At 63.0% G+C, this 17,904-nt stretch carries 22 protein-coding genes and 1 pseudogene; 9 read left to right on the top strand and 14 right to left on the bottom strand.

The features are described from left to right. Window positions 1-13: 13 nt before the first annotated feature. Together GWG67_RS24955 and GWG67_RS24950 are read right to left on the bottom strand one after the other, a co-directional pair. Window positions 14-517 (bottom strand): cupin domain-containing protein, encoded by a 504-nt coding sequence (locus GWG67_RS24955; RefSeq protein ID WP_275172017.1) that lies wholly within the window; start codon window positions 515-517, stop codon window positions 14-16. A 21-nt stretch (window positions 518-538) separates the two neighbouring features. Beyond that, on the bottom strand, window positions 539-1,018 hold the full coding sequence (locus tag GWG67_RS24950; protein WP_275171995.1) for a carboxymuconolactone decarboxylase family protein: 480 nt from the start codon (window positions 1,016-1,018) through the stop codon (window positions 539-541). A 54-nt stretch (window positions 1,019-1,072) separates the two neighbouring features. On the opposite strand from GWG67_RS24950, the gene GWG67_RS24945 reads away from it, so the two are divergent. Continuing rightward, window positions 1,073-1,597, top strand: coding sequence for a MarR family winged helix-turn-helix transcriptional regulator (locus GWG67_RS24945; RefSeq protein ID WP_275171994.1), 525 nt, complete (start codon window positions 1,073-1,075; stop codon window positions 1,595-1,597). Window positions 1,598-1,624: 27 nt separating this feature from the next. Here the strand turns inward: GWG67_RS24945 and GWG67_RS24940 are convergent, their stop codons facing one another. From GWG67_RS24940 to GWG67_RS24930, 3 genes are all read right to left on the bottom strand, one after another. After that, complete coding sequence (locus tag GWG67_RS24940) at window positions 1,625-1,804, bottom strand: hypothetical protein (RefSeq protein ID WP_275171993.1); 180 nt, start codon at window positions 1,802-1,804, stop codon at window positions 1,625-1,627. An 85-nt stretch (window positions 1,805-1,889) separates the two neighbouring features. Beyond that, window positions 1,890-2,141, bottom strand: coding sequence for a hypothetical protein (locus tag GWG67_RS24935; protein WP_275171992.1), 252 nt, complete (start codon window positions 2,139-2,141; stop codon window positions 1,890-1,892). A 62-nt stretch (window positions 2,142-2,203) separates the two neighbouring features. Next, the gene (locus GWG67_RS24930) at window positions 2,204-2,464 is read right to left on the bottom strand and encodes a hypothetical protein (protein WP_219680264.1); all 261 of its coding nucleotides are present in this window, start codon (window positions 2,462-2,464) and stop codon (window positions 2,204-2,206) included. Window positions 2,465-2,599: 135 nt separating this feature from the next. Between GWG67_RS24930 and GWG67_RS24925 the strand changes: the two genes are divergently transcribed. After that, on the top strand, window positions 2,600-3,829 hold the full coding sequence (locus tag GWG67_RS24925; RefSeq protein WP_275171991.1) for a lytic murein transglycosylase: 1,230 nt from the start codon (window positions 2,600-2,602) through the stop codon (window positions 3,827-3,829). Window positions 3,830-3,848: 19 nt separating this feature from the next. On the opposite strand, the gene GWG67_RS24920 is transcribed toward GWG67_RS24925, so the two are convergent. From GWG67_RS24920 to recJ, 3 genes are all read right to left on the bottom strand, one after another. Continuing rightward, a complete protein-coding gene (locus GWG67_RS24920; RefSeq protein ID WP_275171990.1) occupies window positions 3,849-4,646 on the bottom strand; it encodes an aldolase in 798 nt (265 codons plus the stop codon). A 109-nt stretch (window positions 4,647-4,755) separates the two neighbouring features. Then, window positions 4,756-5,565 carry an SDR family NAD(P)-dependent oxidoreductase gene (locus GWG67_RS24915; protein ID WP_275171989.1) on the bottom strand — a complete coding sequence of 270 codons (810 nt, stop codon included), beginning with the start codon at window positions 5,563-5,565 and terminating at the stop codon, window positions 4,756-4,758. Between the two features lie 45 nt (window positions 5,566-5,610). Then, on the bottom strand, window positions 5,611-7,452 hold the full coding sequence (recJ, locus tag GWG67_RS24910; protein ID WP_275171988.1) for a single-stranded-DNA-specific exonuclease RecJ: 1,842 nt from the start codon (window positions 7,450-7,452) through the stop codon (window positions 5,611-5,613). A 278-nt stretch (window positions 7,453-7,730) separates the two neighbouring features. Here recJ and GWG67_RS24905 point away from each other — a divergent pair, with 278 nt between their 5' ends. Further along, window positions 7,731-8,807 (top strand): methyl-accepting chemotaxis protein, encoded by a 1,077-nt coding sequence (locus GWG67_RS24905; protein WP_275171987.1) that lies wholly within the window; start codon window positions 7,731-7,733, stop codon window positions 8,805-8,807. Between the two features lie 159 nt (window positions 8,808-8,966). Here the strand turns inward: GWG67_RS24905 and GWG67_RS24900 are convergent, their stop codons facing one another. Further along, window positions 8,967-9,953, bottom strand: coding sequence for a helix-turn-helix domain-containing protein (locus tag GWG67_RS24900; protein WP_275171986.1), 987 nt, complete (start codon window positions 9,951-9,953; stop codon window positions 8,967-8,969). 317 nt (window positions 9,954-10,270) lie between these two features. Further along, window positions 10,271-11,068, bottom strand: coding sequence for an MBL fold metallo-hydrolase (locus tag GWG67_RS24895; protein ID WP_275171985.1), 798 nt, complete (start codon window positions 11,066-11,068; stop codon window positions 10,271-10,273). A gap of 78 nt (window positions 11,069-11,146) precedes the next feature. On the opposite strand from GWG67_RS24895, the gene GWG67_RS24890 reads away from it, so the two are divergent. Further along, window positions 11,147-11,725 carry a LysR family transcriptional regulator gene (locus GWG67_RS24890; RefSeq protein ID WP_275171984.1) on the top strand — a complete coding sequence of 193 codons (579 nt, stop codon included), beginning with the start codon at window positions 11,147-11,149 and terminating at the stop codon, window positions 11,723-11,725. Continuing rightward, complete coding sequence (locus GWG67_RS24885) at window positions 11,700-11,993, top strand: LysR substrate-binding domain-containing protein (RefSeq protein ID WP_275171983.1); 294 nt, start codon at window positions 11,700-11,702, stop codon at window positions 11,991-11,993. Before GWG67_RS24890 ends, GWG67_RS24885 begins: the two co-directional genes overlap by 26 nt. A gap of 13 nt (window positions 11,994-12,006) precedes the next feature. Here the strand turns inward: GWG67_RS24885 and GWG67_RS24880 are convergent, their stop codons facing one another. Continuing rightward, window positions 12,007-12,360 (bottom strand): SDR family oxidoreductase, encoded by a 354-nt coding sequence (locus GWG67_RS24880; protein WP_275171982.1) that lies wholly within the window; start codon window positions 12,358-12,360, stop codon window positions 12,007-12,009. Next, entirely contained in the window at window positions 12,269-12,748 is a 480-nt protein-coding gene (locus tag GWG67_RS24875) for an SDR family NAD(P)-dependent oxidoreductase (RefSeq protein WP_275171981.1), read from the bottom strand. Before GWG67_RS24875 ends, GWG67_RS24880 begins: the two co-directional genes overlap by 92 nt. A gap of 99 nt (window positions 12,749-12,847) precedes the next feature. Between GWG67_RS24875 and GWG67_RS24870 the strand changes: the two are divergent. The 4 genes and pseudogenes from GWG67_RS24870 to GWG67_RS24855 form a co-directional block, all read left to right on the top strand. Next, window positions 12,848-12,973 (top strand): annotated as a pseudogene (locus GWG67_RS24870) (IS5/IS1182 family transposase); the annotation flags it as partial. A gap of 373 nt (window positions 12,974-13,346) precedes the next feature. Next, entirely contained in the window at window positions 13,347-14,360 is a 1,014-nt protein-coding gene (locus GWG67_RS24865) for a formylglycine-generating enzyme family protein (RefSeq protein ID WP_275171980.1), read from the top strand. 237 nt (window positions 14,361-14,597) lie between these two features. After that, window positions 14,598-15,341, top strand: a complete 744-nt coding sequence (locus GWG67_RS24860; protein WP_275171979.1) for an SDR family oxidoreductase — start codon at window positions 14,598-14,600, stop codon at window positions 15,339-15,341. A gap of 10 nt (window positions 15,342-15,351) precedes the next feature. Continuing rightward, the gene (locus GWG67_RS24855; protein ID WP_275171978.1) at window positions 15,352-15,768 is read left to right on the top strand and encodes a cupin domain-containing protein; all 417 of its coding nucleotides are present in this window, start codon (window positions 15,352-15,354) and stop codon (window positions 15,766-15,768) included. Window positions 15,769-15,810: 42 nt separating this feature from the next. Here the strand turns inward: GWG67_RS24855 and GWG67_RS24850 are convergent, their stop codons facing one another. Together GWG67_RS24850 and GWG67_RS24845 are read right to left on the bottom strand one after the other, a co-directional pair. Then, window positions 15,811-16,806, bottom strand: a complete 996-nt coding sequence (locus GWG67_RS24850) for a L,D-transpeptidase family protein (RefSeq protein WP_275171977.1) — start codon at window positions 16,804-16,806, stop codon at window positions 15,811-15,813. Between the two features lie 12 nt (window positions 16,807-16,818). Next, entirely contained in the window at window positions 16,819-17,880 is a 1,062-nt protein-coding gene (locus tag GWG67_RS24845) for a glycosyltransferase family 4 protein (RefSeq protein ID WP_275171976.1), read from the bottom strand. Between the last annotated feature and the right edge of the window lie 24 nt (window positions 17,881-17,904).

Raw genomic sequence — 17,904 nt, 5'->3', positions numbered from 1 at the left:
TTGCGAGTGCCGGCTACTCCAGCAACGTCGTGAGTTGCGCGCCCTCGTCGGCCACGAACACCGCGATCAATTCCGCCGGCTCCGTGGTGCTGGCATTGGCCGAAACCAGATGGGTCGAGCCGGGCGGCTCGAAGAAGGACTGGCCGACGCCGAACGTCTCGACCGGGCCGCCGCCGAGCTGGGAGCGGATCTCGCCCTTGGTGATGTAGGCGGTGACGGATCCTGCGTGACGATGCGGCCGCGAGAACCCGCCGGGACCGTAGAACACGCGCACGATGGTGACGCGCTTGCCCGGTACGTTCGGCAGCGCGTAGGAGCCGATCGGTTCGATCTTGTCGAGCGGCGAGCTTTCGGCGGCTGTGGCGCAGAGCGGCGAGAGTGCGCCGGATATGGTGTCCATCGTCACCGGCAGCGCCTTACCGATCGCAAGCGCGCAGGCGAGCCCTCCGACGACGGCGATCGCCATCGAGCGCGATGGCAACGGGCGTGGTGTGGTGGGCAGACTCATCGCTGTCATCATGATCTCCCTTCGTTGCAATCAGGATGCCGCTGCATTCGCTGCGACCGGCCGCTTCGCCGGCGTCCAGCGAAACGCCGCACCAAAACGGTTCCAGACGTTGATCGAGGCGACCGCCGAGGTCAGGTACGTCAGCTCCGTCTCCGAGAATTCACGGCTCGCCTCGGCGTACACGTCTTCGCCGACGCCGTCGGGCAGGCAGGTCAGCGCCTCGGTCCAGGCCAGCGCGGCACGTTCCCGCGCGGAAAAGATCGGCGCCTCGCGCCAGACCACGACCAAATTGAGCTTGTCCACTGGGACGCCGATCCGCTCCGAAAGCAGGATGTGATGCTGCAGGCAGAAGGCGCAGCCGTTGATCTGCGATGCGCGCAGCTTGACCAGTTCGAGAAGCTGCTTGTCGAGGCCGGCCTTGGCCGCGACCCGGCCGAGCGCCAGCACCAGCTCATACGCGTCGGGCGCGATCTTCTTGAAATCCTCGTATTCGCTGCGGGCGTGTGACATTGCCGTTCACCTCGTGGTATTGTAAGAGTGCTGATACATTATAAGAGCACTTATATGACGCGCAAGCCGCCTGATATCACGAGATCGCAACCGCGGCGGCAGGCAGCCACTGCCGCCCCGGCGGTTCGGGTGCCAGCGCCAGGGGAAGGCAAGCGCGGCGAACAAGGCTATCTCGGCTATCTGCTGCGCCAGGCCCACGCCGCAGTCCGTCTGACGATGGAGCGGTCGCTGGCCGATCTCGGTGTCACCTCACCGCAATTCGCGGTGCTGACCATGCTCAATGCCTATCCGGGACTGTCAGGGGCCGACGTCGCCCGCCTCACGTTTCTGACGCCCCAGACCGTCGGCGTCATCATCCGCAATCTCGAACGTGACGGTGCGATTGTGATGACGCCCCATCCCGTCCACGGCCGCATCCAGCAATGGACGCCGACGCCGCGCGGCGCGACGCTTTTGAAAGCGTGCCGGGAACGGGTGATTGCGTTGGAGAAGCGCCTTGCGGTCGGGCTCGATGCCAGGGCCGAGGCAAGCATTCGCCGCTGGCTCGCAGGCATCGCGGCCGATTTGCAGGAGGATTAGGCGAAGCGCGTTCGCCGCTGACGGGTCCTAGTCGCCGCCTCCTCCATCGCCGCAGCCGCCACCGTCCGAATCCGGGAAGTCACTTGCGGCGCCGTTGCCTCGAATACCGCGCCCAAAGTTCTCCGCAAGGATCATCAGGATGACGACGAACAACCCGGCGCCGAACGGCCAGGGATTGGCGCGGATGATGTCGAACAGCTCCTGCATTCACGCATTGTGCGCAGACGGAAGCGAATCGACCGTAAAGCGACAGGCTCAAAATTGGGGATACCCGACCCATTGCAGGCGCGCCCTACCCGCCCTTCAACACTTTCTTAACCTCGCCATCAGGCCAGATCTCGCCCACCGCGATCACCCGCACGCGGCTTTGATCGGAATTGTTCACCAGCTCATGCGAACTCACCCGATCGCCGCTTCGCTCCAGATGCAGGTCGGTTTCGGGCTTCCAGCTCAGCGTGGTCGCGAGATCGCCGGGAAATATCTGCCATTGCGATCCGTCGTCGAGCTCGACGACATGGCTTTCCGCATGCGCGCGTATCTTCATGCCACCCCGAATTCTCGATGAACGGACGGCGGGCCCCGGCGATCGGCCGGGGCCCCACTCCATCAGTCGTTGTCGTGATGAATCACGGTCTTGCTGCGATTGCCGAATTCGTCTTCCTTCTTGATCACCGTGGTGCGGTCGGCGGGTTCGCGCTCCTTGATGACGGTGGTGCGGTCGCGATCACGGTCCCGCTCACGATATTCGTGAGACTGTCCGACCGTCACGCCGGCACCGACCGGACCGACGTGAACGCCGACTTCGTCGGCAAACGCAGGCGCGGCGATGGCGGTGACCATGGCGGCGGCAAACAGATATTTCCTCATCTTCTCCTCCTCCAAATTGGTGCTGGGGGAATGCGGGAGTGCGACAGTTTGTTCCGGGGAACGCGGGGCCTGCGTCTCTTCCTCTGGTTCCAGGAACCGGGTCACAGCCGCCATGTTTCCCGCTAGAATGGGCCCATGAAACACGCTGATTCCATAGCCTCTCGCAGCCGCCGCGCTCTGCTTCGATCCACGCTCGGCGCGGCCGCACTCGTCGCAATCCCAACGCGCATCCTGGCCGCGCCTCCAGGATTCGAGGAATGGCGCGAGGGCTTTCGCGCGCGTGCAATGGCCAAGGGCATCTCCGCTGCGACCTGGCAGCGCGCGATGGCCCGGGTCGAGCCCGACATGAGCGTGTTCAAGCAGATGCGCAACCAGCCCGAATTCCATGAGCAGGTCTGGCAATACATCAACCGCCGCGTCTCCGACTGGCGCATCATCAACGGCAAGGTCGCGCTGAAGAACAACGAGGCGCTGCTCGCGCGCATCGAGCGCGATTTCGGCGTCGAGCGCGGCACGCTGCTGGCGCTGTGGGGCGTCGAGTCCGCCTATGGCGATCCGCTGGTGCAGCAGAACCACATGACGCCGGTGTTTCCCTCGCTTGCCGCGCTCGCCTGGAACGAGCCGCGGCGAAAAGCCTATTGGGAGACCGAGCTGATCAACGCGCTGCGTATCGTCGACAAGGGCTGGAGCACGCCGGAGCAGATGCAGGGATCCTGGGCCGGCGCGATGGGGCATTCGCAATGGATGCCGGAAGTCTGGCTCAATGTCGGCATCGACTATGACGGCGACGGCAAGGTGTCGCCGTTCGGCAAGCCCGACGACGCGCTGGGCTCCACCGCAAAATATCTCATCAATCGCGGCAAGTGGCGCCGCGGGGAGCATTGGGGTTACGAGGTGCGCGCGCCCGGTGAGATGAGCGGCAGCCGGACCTATGCGGCGTGGCAGGCGGTTGGCGTCACCCGCGCCGATGGCCAGCCGTTCCCGCAAGCCTCCGCATCCGCGCAGATGTGGACCCCGGTTGCGGGTGGCCCGACGTTTCTGCTGGGGCCGAATTTCAACGCGGTGAAGAGCTACAATCCCTCGATGAACTATGCGCTGGCGATCTGCCATCTCGGCGACCGCTGCCTCGGCGCCCCACCTTTCATCCAGCCGTTCCCTGGGTCCGAGCGCGCGCTGACGCTCGCCGAGGTGCAGGAGATGCAGACGCGGTTGACCAAGACGGGCTTCGACACCGGCGGCACCGACGGCCGCGTCGGCAACGACACGATGAAGGCAATCAAGGATTTTCAGCAGCGCGCGGGCATCACGCCCGCGGACGGCTATGGCGGGCTGAAGGTGCTGGCGAAGCTGCGCCAGGGGTCGTAGGCGGGGGTCGTAGGCAGGCTCAGTGCCTGTACTGCGGCTCCTCCGCATCGAGCTGGCGATGGATTGCGGCGAGATGCAGCCGGGCGGATTCGGAATCGCCCTCGCGCATCTGCCTGTACGTCTCGGCCGCAATGGCGGGATCGACCGGCAGTACCTGACGCCCCGTCGACATCGCCAGCACCTGCACCTCGGCAGCACGTTCGAGATAATAGAGATCGTCCCAGGCTTCCGCGATGGTCGGTGCCAGCACCATCACGCCGTGATGCTTCATGAAGATGATATCGGCGTCCCCCACGCTGGACGCGATGCGCGCGCCTTCGCGGTTGTCGAGCGCGAGGCCGTTGTAGTCGCGGTCCACGGCCGTGCGACCGTAGAATTTCAGCGCGGTCTGGCCGGCCCAGATCAGCGGATCGCCCTCGGTCATCGACAAGGCCGTGGCGTAGGGCATGTGGGTGTGGAAGGCGACCTTGGCGCGCGGCAGGCGCTTGTGCATCTCGGCATGGATGTAGAATGCGGTCGCCTCGGGCACGCCCTCGCCGTCGAGCACGTTGCCGTGGAAATCGCAGATCAGCAGTTTTGACGCGGTCAGCTCGCGGAACGCGTAGCCGTAAGGGTTGACCAGGAAGAGATCGTCATGGCCCGGCACCACGGCCGAGAAGTGGTTGCAGATGCCCTCCTCAAAGCCGTTGCGCGCAGCCATGCGAAAGCAAGCGGCAAGATCCTCGCGCGCGCTGCGGATCGCGTCGGTGACGAGGTCCGGACGGTTCGAGCGGAACGTTGCTGGCATGGATGACGAAGAGTGAAGGCTGTGCGCCATGGCGGAAGGACACCTCTGTCGATCGGAAGACGCCCGCGTTGTACAGGTCCGACGCCTGCGCGTCAGCCCCCGCGGGCGCCACCCTGCCCTTCGCAGCCCGCGCGGCGGCTTATTGCCGCCGCGGCACACCGCCGGCATTCATGCCGCCGTCGATGACGAGCTCGGTGCCGGTGACGTAGCGCGAGGCATCGGAGGCCAGATACAGCACGCCGGAGGCGATTTCCGCAGCCTGGCCGGCGCGGCCGAGCGGCGTGACGACGCGCGCACGCTCCTCCGGATCGATCGGCGCGTTGGCCTGGTTGCCGGTCGCGCCAGTCGGGATCTTGCCCCAGATCGGCGTGGCGATGATGCCGGGATGGACCGAGTTGACGCGGATGCCGTCACAGGCCGCCGCGCACTCCATCGCGATCGATTTTGCGAACAGCCGCACGCCGCCCTTGGTCGCCGAATAGGCCGACAGCCCGGGCGCGCCGCGCAGGCCCGCGAGCGAGGACATCATGACAATCGAGCCGCCGCCGGTCTTGCGCATCAAGGGCAGGCAATACTTCACCGAGAGGAACACGCCGTCGAGGTTGATCGCGTTCTGCTTGCGCCAGTCGCTGAGCGTCATGTCGACGATCGAGGGCACGGCGATGCCGATGCCGGCATTGGAGACGAGAATATCGAGCCGGCCAAAGCGCTTCGCGATCTCGGCTGTGATCTCGATCCAGCGCTCTTCGCTGGTGACATCCTGCTCCAGGAAAATTGCCTTGCCGCCGGCCTTGGTGATGCGTTTGGCGAGCTCGGGGCCGCGCAGCTCGTCGATGTCGGTGGCGATGACGGTGGCGCCCTCGCGCGCGAACATCTCGACGATGGCCTCGCCAATTCCGGATGCGCCGCCGGTCACCAGCGCGACCTTGCCCTCAACCTGCCCTGCCATGTTCACTCCCTTTTTTGCTGTAAGCTTTTTTGTTGTTTGCCGGGCCTATCTAATCATGGATGGTCCCTGGTCGGGTAGCGCGACGTCGATGACGCGGAATTGCACACGCTCGGCGCCTTGATAGCGATCGACCGACAATGATCCCGCGACATGCAATTGCTGGCCGCGATTGGCAACGAGCGCGTTGCCGAGCTTCTGTCCGATCGAACGGAACGCGATGCCGTTGACGATGGCGCCGTCGCCCGATTTGAAGCGTAGCCTCAAATGTGCCTGTCCCACCTCGTCGGCATAGACGAGCTGGTGCGCCGGCAGCGCCAACACGACTTCCGGATTGCCGCTGCCGAAGGGACCTGCGCGGTTGAGCGTCGTTGCAAGCTCGGTCGTCACCGCGCGCGCGGAGACCGCGCCGTCGATGTAGAGCTCGTTGACGTGGCGCGCCTCGGCAACATCGCGTGCCAACGCATGCTCGAGGTAGGCGCGAAATTCGGCGAGCTTTTCCTTCCGCAGCGTGACGCCCGCAGCCATGGCGTGACCGCCGCCCTTGAGAAGAATGCCGTCGGCGACCGCCTGCCGCACCGCCTTGCCGAGATCGACGCCGGCAATCGAGCGGCCGGAGCCGATGCCGATGCCGCCGGGCTCCAGCGCGATCGCAAAGGCGGGCCGCGAGAACTTCTCCTTCAGCCGTGACGCAACGAGACCGACCACGCCGGGATGCCAGCCTTCGGAGGCCGTCACGATCACGCCGATCTTGTCCTCGAGCCCGATCGAGGCGAGCGCCTCGGCTTCGGCCTGTGCTTCGGCCGCCTGCTCGATGATGCGGCGCTCACTGTTGAGGCGGTCGAGTTCGGTGGCGATCCGCGCGGCCTCGACGCTGTCACCCTCCAAAAGCAGCCGCACGCCGAGATCGGCGCGGCCGATGCGGCCGCCGGCATTGATGCGCGGCCCCAGCATGAAGCCGAGATGCCAGGCCTCCGGCGGGCCGTTGAGCCGCGCCACGTCCATCAGCGCGGTGTGGCCGACATGGTCGCGCCGCCGCATCGCGATCAGGCCCTTGGCGACGAAAGCGCGGTTGAGACCGATCAGCGGCGCGACATCGGCAACCGTGCCGAGCGCAACGTGATGCAGCATGCCGAGTAGATCCGGCTCGGGCATCTCCGCTTTCCAGAAGCCGCGCTGGCGTAATTCACGATTGACCGCGACCAGCGTCACCAGCACGAGGCCGACAGCGGCGAGATGGCCGAGGCCGGAGAGATCGTCGAGCCGGTTCGGATTGACCAGCGCGTCGACCTCCGGCAGCTCCGTGCCGGCCTGATGATGGTCGATCACGACGACGGACATGCCGAGACGCTTTGCTTCGGCGAGCGGCTCGATGCTGGTGGTGCCGCAATCGACGGTGACGAGCAGCGTGGCACCCTTTTCGGCCAGCGCACGCACGGCCTCCGTGTTGGGTCCGTAGCCCTCGAAGATGCGGTCGGGAATGTGGATCAGCGGATCGAGCCCGCAATGGCGCAGATGCCAGGTCAGCAGCGCCGCCGAGGTCGCGCCGTCGACATCGTAATCGCCGAAGATCGCGACCTTCTCGCCGTTCGCCGCGGCATCCGCGATCCGCTTTGCGGCGGCTTCCATCTCCGTCACCGTGAACGGGTCAGGCAGAAGCTTGCGGATGGTGGGATCGAGGAAATCGGCGACGGCGTCGCTGTCGACACCGCGGCCCGCCAGCACCCGCGCCAGCAGCTCGGGCAGTTGGTGGCGCTGCACGATGGCAAGCGCCTTCGCTGCCCCGCGCGCATCCAGCCGGTCGCGCCAGAGCTTGTCGGTGAGCGAGCACGCCACCCCCAGGAACGCCTGGGGCGCTTCGACGGGCAAGGCGGTGGCGGGCGGCGTCATGAGCTGCGGTCGGTTTGAGGAACCTGGGAGCCGGAGGTGTTGCATCGTCCGGCCGACGGGACGATTGGCCCGCAATCCCCCGGGATTTGCAATGTCTGCGCCGCACAAAGCGGTGGATTGCCGCTTTGCTACGCGGACTGACTATCATTTGAGCATTCCGCAAAACAGCAAATTAAGCAGGCGTTAGGCGGAATCTTCGAAAAAGAATTGTATTCGATCTGTCAGTGATTGTTCCGGGTTCGTTGCAGATCAGACCTCATTGCCAAGGGAAGCCCCCGATGTCTGCTGCGCCGGGTCTCAAAGCCAAGCCGATCGCAAATGAACCCGCTGATGATGATTCCGACATCTCCGCGCTGATCAACCGCCTCACGGCGGAGGTCAACCAGATCGCGGTCGACAAGACCAAGGCGATCCAGCAGATCACCAACCAGATGAAGATGCTGGCGCTGAACGCGCTGATCGAAAGCTCGCGCGCCGGCGCGCAGGGCGCGGGCTTCGCCGTGGTGGCGCAGGAGGTCCGCGGCGTCGGCCAGCAGGTCGAGACCATCGCCCGCGAGCTCGAAAGCCAACTGACGAAACGGACCGGCGATCTCGTCTCCTCGATTGACCGGATGAGCCAGCGCTCGCGCGGCGAGCGCATGGTCGATTTGTCGCTCAACGCCATCGAGCTGATCGACCGCAATCTCTATGAGCGGACCTGCGACGTGCGCTGGTGGGCAACCGATTCAGCGTTGGTCGATTGCGCGGCCTCGCCCGACGGCGCGGCCGTGTCCCATGCCTCGCAGCGTCTCGGTGTGATCCTGGGGGCCTACACCGTCTACCTCGACCTTTGGCTCTGCGACCTCGACGGCAACGTCATCGCCAACGGCCGCGCCGACCGCTTTCGCACCGTCGGCCAGAACGTCGCCCACACCAAATGGTTTCGCGAGGCCAACACCCTGCGCTCCGGCGACGACTATGTCGCCGGCGACGTCGAGAACCAGCCGCTGCTCGGCAACGCCCAGGTCGCGACCTATTGCGCCAGCGTCCGCGCCGGGGGCCAGGCCAACGGCGCGCCGATCGGGGTGCTCGCCATCCATTTCGACTGGGAGGCACAGGCCCGCGCCATCGTGCAGGGTGTGCGCGTCGGCGACAGCGACAAGGCACGCGTGCTGCTGGTCGACTCCAATCTTCGCATCATCGCCGCCTCGGACGGCCAGGGCATCCTCAGCGAGCGCATCTCACTCTCGCTGGACGGCCAGCGCTCCGGCTTCTATCAGGACCGCTCGGGCACGCTGGTGGCGTTCCACGCCACGCCGGGCTACGAGACATATCGCGGCCTGGGCTGGTATGGCGTGATCGTCTGCGGGGCGTGAAGCTGGAGGCGGTCTGCCCATCCAACTCAAAACCGTGAAAACAACCCCATGCACAGTAGCCATCTGGTTGTTTTCATGACGGTTTTTTCGCGATTTGACGCCGGCAAAACACCGGCACGCATGCCATCATGGCGTCGTTCGCGGTCCAGACTCAGAGCGCTAGGCTCTGGTGATATCGTCTTCGACGGCCTGCTGCGTCGCAATTCCAAGCGTTTGCGACGGACGCTCCCCGAACATTGCAAGGTAATATTGCGAGAACCGGCCGAGCTCGTAAAAGCCCTGTTGCATGGCGACGGCTGTCACGGTGGTCGAGCCGGGTGCGCTCTGGTGCAGGATCGAATGAACAGCGCAGAGACGCTTGTGCCTGAGGAAGCTGACCGGGCCGAGACCGAATACCTCCTGAAAGGCGCGGTGGAGGGTGCGCCGCGATACGCCGAGCGCCGCGCAAATTTCCGACACATGCACCGGACGCGTGCCGGCGTCGTCGAGAAACTCCTCGACCTTGCGGATCAGCCGTCGCGCGGAAGGGAGCCAGCCATTGCCGTCGGGTGGCAGCGACGACGCGACGTTGGCAGCCATGCATTCGGCGATCGATCGTTTCCAGAAATCGGCAGTTGATGGCGTCAGCCCATATTTGTTGTCGCGCAGGTGCGACATGACCCGGACCAGGCGGCGCGAGGCGATCGCGCCGGTCTCGATGTGCGCGCGGAAATGACCGCGGCTGCGCCAGGTGACGGGGTCGCTCAGCCGTGCCTCACCACCGAACAGCGTTGCGACTTCGTTGAGGTCGAAGCGCATGGCGGCGTAGGCGGAGCCGCCGTGAAAAACACCGTCATGTTCGAGCCGCGGCGGAATGACGAGCACATCATTAAGCTGCATGTCGAACGACCAGTGGGCGACGCGTTCTTCGGCTGCGAGCAGCATCCCGATGATCAGTCTGTCGTCGCTGGAAACCCGCTGCGTGCGCATGCCGACGTTGAAAGCACCAATGCTGAGCGAGAAGTCGCCGATGCCGACATGGGATAAAGTTCCGCGCAACCGACCGCGGCCGAGTTGCATCACATCGACATGCGAGCCGTGGACGGCCTGCTGTAGACCTTCAAAACCGTCCAGCTTGCGCGAATCAACCAGAAGGAATTGCCCCATGGCTGTACCGTGTTACTGAAGCGCGACAATTCTGCGGCAGACAGCAGCGAAATACCACCACAACGCGAGGTGGGCGCGACAAGCCGACTTCGCGTTTTGAGGCAAATCATCGCCGAATTTGTCGCGAGATATGCCACTGAATTGCCTCTGCATTGAGGGATTTGCGACATGGGGCGCCAGGGTGCGTACCCACAAAATCTGCTGCTAAGAGTAGGCGCGCAATGTCCGCTTGTCCTCCAACAGCGGCGCGAAAGCGGACGTTGTCGGACTTCCAAGAAGGACTGATCGCCGACACGTGCCATCGCGCCAACCATCCGCTACCAAGAGATCGTCAACGCTTCGCCCTTCTCAAACCTTGTCAGACGTTTTGACAAGTTAAACGAGGCAAAGACTTCGGCAAGTTGATCTTGGCTCTCTCTCAGATGCCCCCATCCCTCATTATGCACAGCGACTAAAGCTGCATCCGGGAAGGCGTGCGCAGCCTCCAGCGCGTCCTCGCTACCCATCGTCATGTGAAACCGCCCGCGGGGTTCGGCCGCGCCTGTGTGTAGGATGACAATCCTGGGCGAAAACTTCCGCGCCACCTCAGACGTGCCGTCGAACCAAAGCGTATCGCCCGTGATATAGATCAGGTCGCCGGCCTGCTCTGCTCCAAGGGCAAAGCCGACCACGTCACCAGCCTCGACGCCAACAGGGCCATGGCGAGCCGGCGTGGCAGTCACGATTAACCGCTGACCATCCTTTCCTTCGAGAAAACGAGCCTCAAATGGGTCAATGCCGACGGCATTTCCACCTAAACGTTGAGCTCCCGACATGGTCGTATAGACCGCGCCGACCTTCGGTAACAAAGCCCGGCCCAAATTATCGAGATTGTCAAAATGGTGGTCGTGGCTCAACAGGACTGCATCCAGCCTTCCGACATTCTCCACCGAGATACTCGGCCCTTCGGTCTTGACGTGTTTCACGGGGCTGTGCGGCCCCTGATATTGCCCAGGTGGATCAAAGGTAGGATCAGTCAGTAGGCGAAAGCCATTGTGCTCAATGAGCACTGTTGGACCACCGATCAAGGTGAGGGTGATTGAACCGGACATAGAGCTCTCTTCAATGTTGTCCAACCTTAGATAATCCACTGGCCATCGGATAAAAATCCACTATCTTCTCCCAATGGCTGTTAAAAATCGCACAGCGCTTGATTGGGAGAATTTCTCGCGCTCGCTCGCCACGGGAGTTTGTCGGCTGCCGCGCGTGCCCTCTCCGTAAATCACGCGACGGTCGCCCGCCGCGTGAAGTCGTTAGAGCAATCTCTTGGTCAGCGGCTGGTCGAGCGGCGTCTCGACGGTTATTTGCTTACGCCTGCGGGCACCCGTCTTCTCGGTCCAGCCACTGAAATGGAAACAGCGGCGGCAAACCTCAGCCGTGGCGGAGGCGAGGACAAGCCTATTGGGCTTGTTCGAGTAAACGCGCCGCCAAGTCTCTCGCAACACTTTCTCGTTTCTCGGCTCGCCAAACTGTGCAGGCAACATCCAGGGCTCGATGTCGACTTGGCGACCGACTTTCGCTCGGTGAGTTTAGAACGACATGAAGCGGATATTGCCCTCCGTTTCGGACGCCCGCAGGATGGTGACGTTGTTGCCAAGCGGCTGCTGCCAATCGGGTTCGGCTTTTACGCTAATGCCGAATGGCGGCGCCGGGTTCAAGCCGGAGCCGAGCCGGTCTTTGTCGGGTTCGATGAAGTGAACGCGCATTTTGCCGGAAGCACGCTGGCTGTCTAAGCACTTTCCACGTTGTCGATTATCTTTTCGGACCGACAGTCAGTCCGCCCAGGCGGTCGCCGCTCGTGCGGGCGCAGGCATTGCACTTCTACCGCATTTCGTTGGCAAATCGAAAGACGGCCTCTTCACATGCAATCTTGAGCGTGAACCGCTGATCCGCGAGCTGTGGCTGATCATGAGGCGTCAAAGTCGAGAAAGCCTGCCTATCAAAACCGTCGCGGACCATATTTCTTTTACTTTCGACGACGAGTCAAAATTGTTTCAGTAAGTTCGATCCACGGTCAAATTGCTTGAGCCGTCGGGCGAACCACAATCTCATTTATATCGACATTGGCGGGTTGCTCCATTGCAAACGCGATTGCACGAGCTACCGCTTCGGGCGGAATCGCATTTTTGTCGATATCAAGCATGCGCGCACTGTCGGAGCCTGTGGTCTTATGTTGGATGCCGGTGTCGACGGCACCTGGCGTGATTAAAGTCGACCGTATTGGCGTGGTTGCAAGTTCGGCTCGAAGACCCTCGGATAGCGCCCGGAGCGCAAATTTAGAAGCCGAATGCACCGCGCCGCCTGGCGAAAACACTTTGAGGCCGTGGATGGAACTGAGACTGATGATATGCCCGCGCTGCTGGCGCATGAAAACCGGCAGAACAGCCGCGATTGCCCACAGCGCCCCCCTTAATATTTAAGTCGACAGTGGTCTCCCATTCCACGGTGTTGATCTCGATCAGCGGGCGGACAAACATGATCCCGGCGCAGTTGATCAGTGTATCCAGCGAACCAAAATCCTGAGCGACCTTCGCGACTGTTGCCCTTACCTGCTCTTTCTGTGTCACGTCGACGGGATAGACGCGGCTTTCGCCACCCGTGTTACGTATCGCCCTTGCAACATCCTCGGCCTTCGCTTCGTTGATGTCGGCGACCGCGATCTTCGCCCCTTTTGATGCGAGATCCTTTGCCGTTACTGATCCGATGCCTCCAGCGCAACCAAGAATAAGAACAACTTTGTCTTTAACGTCGCTCATCCGCCATCCCTCTACGTTGTGCGAAACGTAGCTCACCAAAGTGCCGTGTTGAATGAGCGTTTTTGATCAGCGACGGCGAAAAAATGAGTCGGCTTGATCTGCTTTAGTCCGTACCTCTATCGCGCTCGCAACCTCGTCGAACTGTTCTTCAACAGGATCAAGCAGTGCCGTCGGGTGGCGAGGCGCTACGACAGGCTTGCAGGAAACTACCTTGCCGTCGTCTAACTTGCATCTATCCGGCTATGGCTGGCCGCGCGTTATCAGTCCGCGCCCTAGGTCTCACCAAATGCCCGCAGACTGGCACAAACTGCACATCACAGCCGTCCAATCTTCGGGTACCGTTTGCAACCTTAGCGATATCAAGGGGAAGCGCTCTGCGGATGGCAGAGCGCACGCGGCATGATTTGCCGCGTACTCGAAAACGTGCGTGCGAAGGAAAGAGATGTTGACGCAATGCAGCGTCTTCCTCTCCCCCGAGCACCAAAAAAAGAGGGGGACTAGACAATGCGTCCAGTGGGCCGGGCAAAGAGCTATCGTCGAAGTCTGCCAGAGTTGGCGCAGTAGCATCGAGTGGAATGCGCGTATCGGAGCTTCCACCATGTTGCGAGCGGATATGGATCACTGCGAGTGGTTGCCGGATGATTTGAAGACCGGCGAGATGGTCTTCATTCCCGGCGGAACCTTTCGCATGGGATCCGACCATCATTATCCCGAGGAAACGCCGAGCCATCGCGTCGCTGTCGACGGCTTCTGGATTGACCGCACGCCCGTGACCAACCGGCAGTTCAAGCAGTTCGTCAACGCAACCGGCCATGTCACCGAGGCGCAGATCGTCCCCGATCCGAAGGACTATCCAGGCGCGCTGGCAGAGATGCTCTACGCGGGATCGCTGGTCTTCTCACCGCTGCCGCGCATCACCGATCTGACCGACTGGAGCCAGTGGTGGACTTTCCTGCGCGGCGCCAACTGGCGCCATCCCTATGGCCCCGGCAGCAACATCAAGGACCTCGACGACCATCCCGTCGTTCACGTCTCCTTCAGCGATGCGGCAGCGTATGCCCGCTGGGCCGGCAAGGACTTGCCGACGGAGGCGGAATGGGAGTTCGCGGCCCGTGGCGGCCTCGAGGCGGAGGAATACGCCTGGGGCGATGCGCTGATGCCGGGCGGCAAGCACATGGCCAATGTCTGGCAGGGCAACTTCCCCGTCCAGAATCTCGGCGAGGATGGGTACGAACGTACCTCGCCGGTCATGGCCTTCCCGCCGAACGGCTACGGTCTCTACGACATGATCGGCAATGTCTGGGAGTGGACCTCCGACTGGTGGTCGTCAAAGCACGCCGCCGAGGCTGCAAAACCCTGCTGCATTCCCAAGAATCCCCGCGGCGGCGGTGAGCACACGAGTTACGACCCTCGCCTCCCCGGCATCCAGATTCCGCGCAAGGTCCTCAAGGGCGGCTCGCACCTCTGCGCGCCGAACTATTGCCGCCGATATCGTCCGGCCGCGCGGCACGCCGAGCCGGTCGATACCTCGACCAGTCATGTCGGATTCCGGTGTGTGGCGCGGATGCCGTCAGTAACCGAACGCCAACAAGAAGGACGTGCTGCAATCTAGCGAGTGCCGCCGGCGGACGCCGGCGACAGCACTGCGCGCCGCGCTTCGGACTATTTCGATACCCAACTTTATCTATCGGCGATCGGATAGACGTCTTCAGCATTTTTCGACAAGGCAGGCCGGTTACAGGCAAGAGCCCGCCCCATTTCCCCGGTAAGAGTCGCCTCATCGCTTTCGCGACGCGCGCGCCGTCGCTCCTGAAACGCTCGCGCTCGCAACGTGCCGAGGAGACATGCCATGAAGATCGTCGTGATCGGCGGGACGGGATTGATCGGATCCAAGCTCGTAGCGAGACTCAAGCAGCAAGGCCACGACGCCGTCGCGGCTTCGCCGAAATCAGGCGTGAACGCCGTGACCGGGGAAGGCCTCGCCGCTGTGCTGGCGGGTGCGGATGTCGTCGTCGACGTTGCCAACGCGCCGTCCTGGGAGCCTGCCGCCGTGCTCGAATTCTTCGAGCGTTCGAGCAAGAACCTCGCTGCGACTGAGGCGGCTGCAGCCGTGAAGCATCATGTGGTCCTCTCGATCGTCGGAACCGAGCGCTCGCCCGATAACTCCTATTTTCGCGCCAAGCTGGCACAGGAGACCATCGTCAAGGCATCTCCGGTCCCTTACTCGATCGTCCGCGCCACCCAGTTCTTCGAATTCCTCAGCGGCATCGGCGATATGGGCGCGGCCGACGACCGGATCGTCGTTCCCACGGCATTGTTTCAGCCGATCGCAGCCGAGGACGTGGCTGATCGCCTCGCAGAGGTCGCGATGGGCCAGCCGCTCAATGGCACGATCGATATCGCAGGGCCTGAGAAGGCGCCCTTCAATGAATTCATCGAACGGCGCCTCAAGGCATCCGGCGACGCCCGACCGGTGGTGGGAGACCCAAAGGCGCCGTACTACGGCGCTCCCATCGACGACACATCGCTGAGGCCTCTCGGCGAGGCGCGGCTTGGCAAAACGCCGCTCGCTACATGGCTCGCGAGACTTTGAGGAGACTTCCATGCGCAGATTGCTGATCGCAACCGCTGTTTATGCCGCATCATTCCTGACGGTCCATGCCGCCGAGACGGCGGCACCCACAGCCAAGGTGACGGTCGTGTTCGACCAGGCGCTGCCCAACGTCCCCGGCAAGAGCATGAAGGGCGTGCTGGTCGAGTACGGCCCAGGAGGCTCCTCTCCGGCCCACATCCACGCGCCCTCGGCTTTCATCTACGCCACCGTCCTGGAAGGAGCGATCCGCAGCCAAGTGAATGACGGCCCCGCCAAGGTCTTTCATGAGGGAGAGAATTTTTCCGAACGACCTGGCGACCGTCATGCCGTCAGCGCCAATGCCAGCGACACCGAGCCCGCGAAGCTGCTTGCCGTGTTCGTGGTGGATACAGCCGACAAGGAACTGACGACGCCTCTCGCGAAGTAGCGCCAGGTCAGCAGACGGCGATGCTGGAACGGGACGCTGGCGTCAACCCGCGCTCGCCACGAACGCGACCGGGGTACCTTTCGAGACACTGGCTGCCACCCGTTCAGCGTCCCAGTTGGTGAGACGCACGCAGCCGTGGGATTCCGCTTTGGAGATCTTCTTCGGCGAAGGCGTGCCGTGAATGCCGTAGCCCTCGGCGGACAGGTTGATCCACATCGTGCCGACCGGATTGTTCGGACCGGGCTGGATGGTGAAGGGCTTGCGCGAACGGACGTCCCTGAAGTGGTAATCGGGGTTGTAGCGATAGTGCGGATTGCGGCTGATTTCCGTGACCTTCAGGGTGCCCGAGGGCGATGGCTTCTCTTCGCTTCCTACCGTCGCAGGATAAAAGCCGATCAGCGCATTCGACTTGTCGAACAGCTTCAACGTCTGTCGGCTCTTGTCGATCTCGACCCTGTCGGCTTTGGCAGGCGCAGCGCCTCCACTCGCGGTATCCACGATGACGATGGTGTCGCCGGCACGATCGAAGCGGCGCCCGGGGTTGAGCGCTGCCAAGAGCTCCTCGCTCATGTGAAATTTCTCGGCCAATCCTTCGCGCGGACTCGTGAATCCAAGCTTCGGAATTCCTTTCATCTCCTCCATGCTCGACGGAAGCCTGCTCAGGAAAGGGCCCGCCACGTCCTGCTGGGCAATCGTGTAGGTCGCCGTTGCCGGCCGGTCGTCCGCCAGCAACGCCTTCCAGATGTCTTCCGAGAGAGCCTCCGAACTCGGCAATTGCTGCGCTTCCGCATAGGCGCGCAGCGCCTTCCTGGCGTTCTCTCCGAACTTGCCGTCGATCTCGCCGGGCGAGAAACGCGCCCTGTCCAGGAGGACCTGCAGCCGGACGCCGGCAGGGGTCGGCTTCTCGTTCGAGAGAGTCTTGTTGGTTGGCTGGGCGGAATTGATGGCGGCGGCGTCCATCGCCGCGGCGAACGCTGGCGGCGCCGTCAGAGCGAAGATCAGAAAGATGCAAATCTGCCCCGCTTTTCCGAGCGACATTGCCGGGTCCTTTCACGTTTCCGACGGTTCAGTGATGAATTCCCGAGCCACGGCGGCAGACAATTTGCGGTACTGATCTTCGTACTGCCTCGCCATTCGGCTCGCGGAAAAGCGCTCCTCGAACCGGGAGCGCACCTTCCTTCGATCCAGCTTGCCCAATTCGCCGACTGCCCTGACGGCCTGCTCCTCGTTCTCGACGATGAAGCCTGTCAATCCGTGCTCGACGACTTCAGGGACGGAGCCGGAGCGATAGGCGATTACCGGGGTTCCGCATGCCATGGCTTCGATCATGACCAGCCCAAACGGCTCCGGCCAGTCGATCGGGAACAACAGCGCAGCGGCTTCGGCAAGGAAGGGCTGTTTCTTCGCGTCATCGACTTCACCAACAAGCTGGATGTTCTTGCCGTCGATGTTGGGCTCGATGTGCTTCCTGAAGTAGGCTGTCTCGGCGCGAGGGACCTTCGCGGCGATGCGGAGGGGCATCTGGACCGCGCGTGCGATGCGAATGGCGTCCTCCGGACCCTTGTCTGCGGTGAGACGTCCGAGAAACGCCAAATAGGACCCCTGTTCGTAGGACGGCCGAAACAGGTCGGACGGCAGCCCGTGCTGGATTGTTCCGATCCATTTCGCATCCGGAAGCGGCAGGCGCTGATGATCGGAAATCGACACGAAGCATGCTTCAGGAAATTGCCTGGCTACGTCCGGTAGCCCAGGCAAGTCGAGGCGCCCGTGCATGGTCGTAAGGAACGGCACGCCGAGACGACTGAGCAACGGCAACGACAGCCAGTCGACATGCGCGTGGATCACGTCGAACTCCTTCGCACGCCTTGCAATCGCCTCCATCAGCATCGCGCTCGCGGCCGTCGGGTCCGCCCCCGTCCGCCCGAGACGCAGCGCGCGTGGCCAAACCGGATGAAGCGCACCATTCGTCCTGGAATCGCCGCTCGCAAACAGCGTGACCTCGTGGCCGAGCTCGACCAGTCCATCCACCAGCCAGGCCACTACCCGCTCAGTGCCGCCGTAAAGCTTCGGAGGGACGCTTTCGGCGAGGGGAGCAAGCTGAGCGATGCGCATGAGAGGCTACCCGTTAAACCGCCG

Origin of the sequence: Bradyrhizobium sp. CSS354 (assembly GCF_029051725.1) — a bacterium.
GTDB lineage: Bacteria > Pseudomonadota > Alphaproteobacteria > Rhizobiales > Xanthobacteraceae > Bradyrhizobium.
The sequence above is the reverse complement of the archived record's forward strand: the minus strand, read 5'-3'. Positions and strand labels throughout refer to the sequence as shown.

Excerpts from the sequence above, each read along its gene's own strand:
- GWG67_RS24955 (WP_275172017.1), bottom strand. The coding sequence starts at position 517 with ATGACAGCGATGAGTCTGCCCACCACACCACGCCCGTTGCCATCGCGC.
- GWG67_RS24880 (WP_275171982.1), bottom strand. The coding sequence starts at position 12,360 with ATGCGCCAGCAGCGCGGGCATATCATCAGTCTCAGTTCCATCCACGGC.
- recJ (WP_275171988.1), bottom strand. The coding sequence starts at position 7,452 with ATGACGCCGCCCGCCACCGCCTTGCCCGTCGAAGCGCCCCAGGCGTTC.
- GWG67_RS24945 (WP_275171994.1), top strand. The coding sequence starts at position 1,073 with ATGACGCGCAAGCCGCCTGATATCACGAGATCGCAACCGCGGCGGCAG.
- GWG67_RS24920 (WP_275171990.1), bottom strand. The coding sequence starts at position 4,646 with ATGGCGCACAGCCTTCACTCTTCGTCATCCATGCCAGCAACGTTCCGC.
- GWG67_RS24905 (WP_275171987.1), top strand. The coding sequence starts at position 7,731 with ATGTCTGCTGCGCCGGGTCTCAAAGCCAAGCCGATCGCAAATGAACCC.
- GWG67_RS24940 (WP_275171993.1), bottom strand. The coding sequence starts at position 1,804 with ATGCAGGAGCTGTTCGACATCATCCGCGCCAATCCCTGGCCGTTCGGC.
- GWG67_RS24845 (WP_275171976.1), bottom strand. The coding sequence starts at position 17,880 with ATGCGCATCGCTCAGCTTGCTCCCCTCGCCGAAAGCGTCCCTCCGAAG.
- GWG67_RS24860 (WP_275171979.1), top strand. The coding sequence starts at position 14,598 with ATGAAGATCGTCGTGATCGGCGGGACGGGATTGATCGGATCCAAGCTC.
- GWG67_RS24925 (WP_275171991.1), top strand. The coding sequence starts at position 2,600 with ATGAAACACGCTGATTCCATAGCCTCTCGCAGCCGCCGCGCTCTGCTT.
- GWG67_RS24865 (WP_275171980.1), top strand. The coding sequence starts at position 13,347 with ATGTTGCGAGCGGATATGGATCACTGCGAGTGGTTGCCGGATGATTTG.
- GWG67_RS24930 (WP_219680264.1), bottom strand. The coding sequence starts at position 2,464 with ATGAGGAAATATCTGTTTGCCGCCGCCATGGTCACCGCCATCGCCGCG.
- GWG67_RS24875 (WP_275171981.1), bottom strand. The coding sequence starts at position 12,748 with ATGAGCGACGTTAAAGACAAAGTTGTTCTTATTCTTGGTTGCGCTGGA.
- GWG67_RS24915 (WP_275171989.1), bottom strand. The coding sequence starts at position 5,565 with ATGGCAGGGCAGGTTGAGGGCAAGGTCGCGCTGGTGACCGGCGGCGCA.
- GWG67_RS24850 (WP_275171977.1), bottom strand. The coding sequence starts at position 16,806 with ATGTCGCTCGGAAAAGCGGGGCAGATTTGCATCTTTCTGATCTTCGCT.
- GWG67_RS24900 (WP_275171986.1), bottom strand. The coding sequence starts at position 9,953 with ATGGGGCAATTCCTTCTGGTTGATTCGCGCAAGCTGGACGGTTTTGAA.
- GWG67_RS24855 (WP_275171978.1), top strand. The coding sequence starts at position 15,352 with ATGCGCAGATTGCTGATCGCAACCGCTGTTTATGCCGCATCATTCCTG.
- GWG67_RS24935 (WP_275171992.1), bottom strand. The coding sequence starts at position 2,141 with ATGAAGATACGCGCGCATGCGGAAAGCCATGTCGTCGAGCTCGACGAC.
- GWG67_RS24950 (WP_275171995.1), bottom strand. The coding sequence starts at position 1,018 with ATGTCACACGCCCGCAGCGAATACGAGGATTTCAAGAAGATCGCGCCC.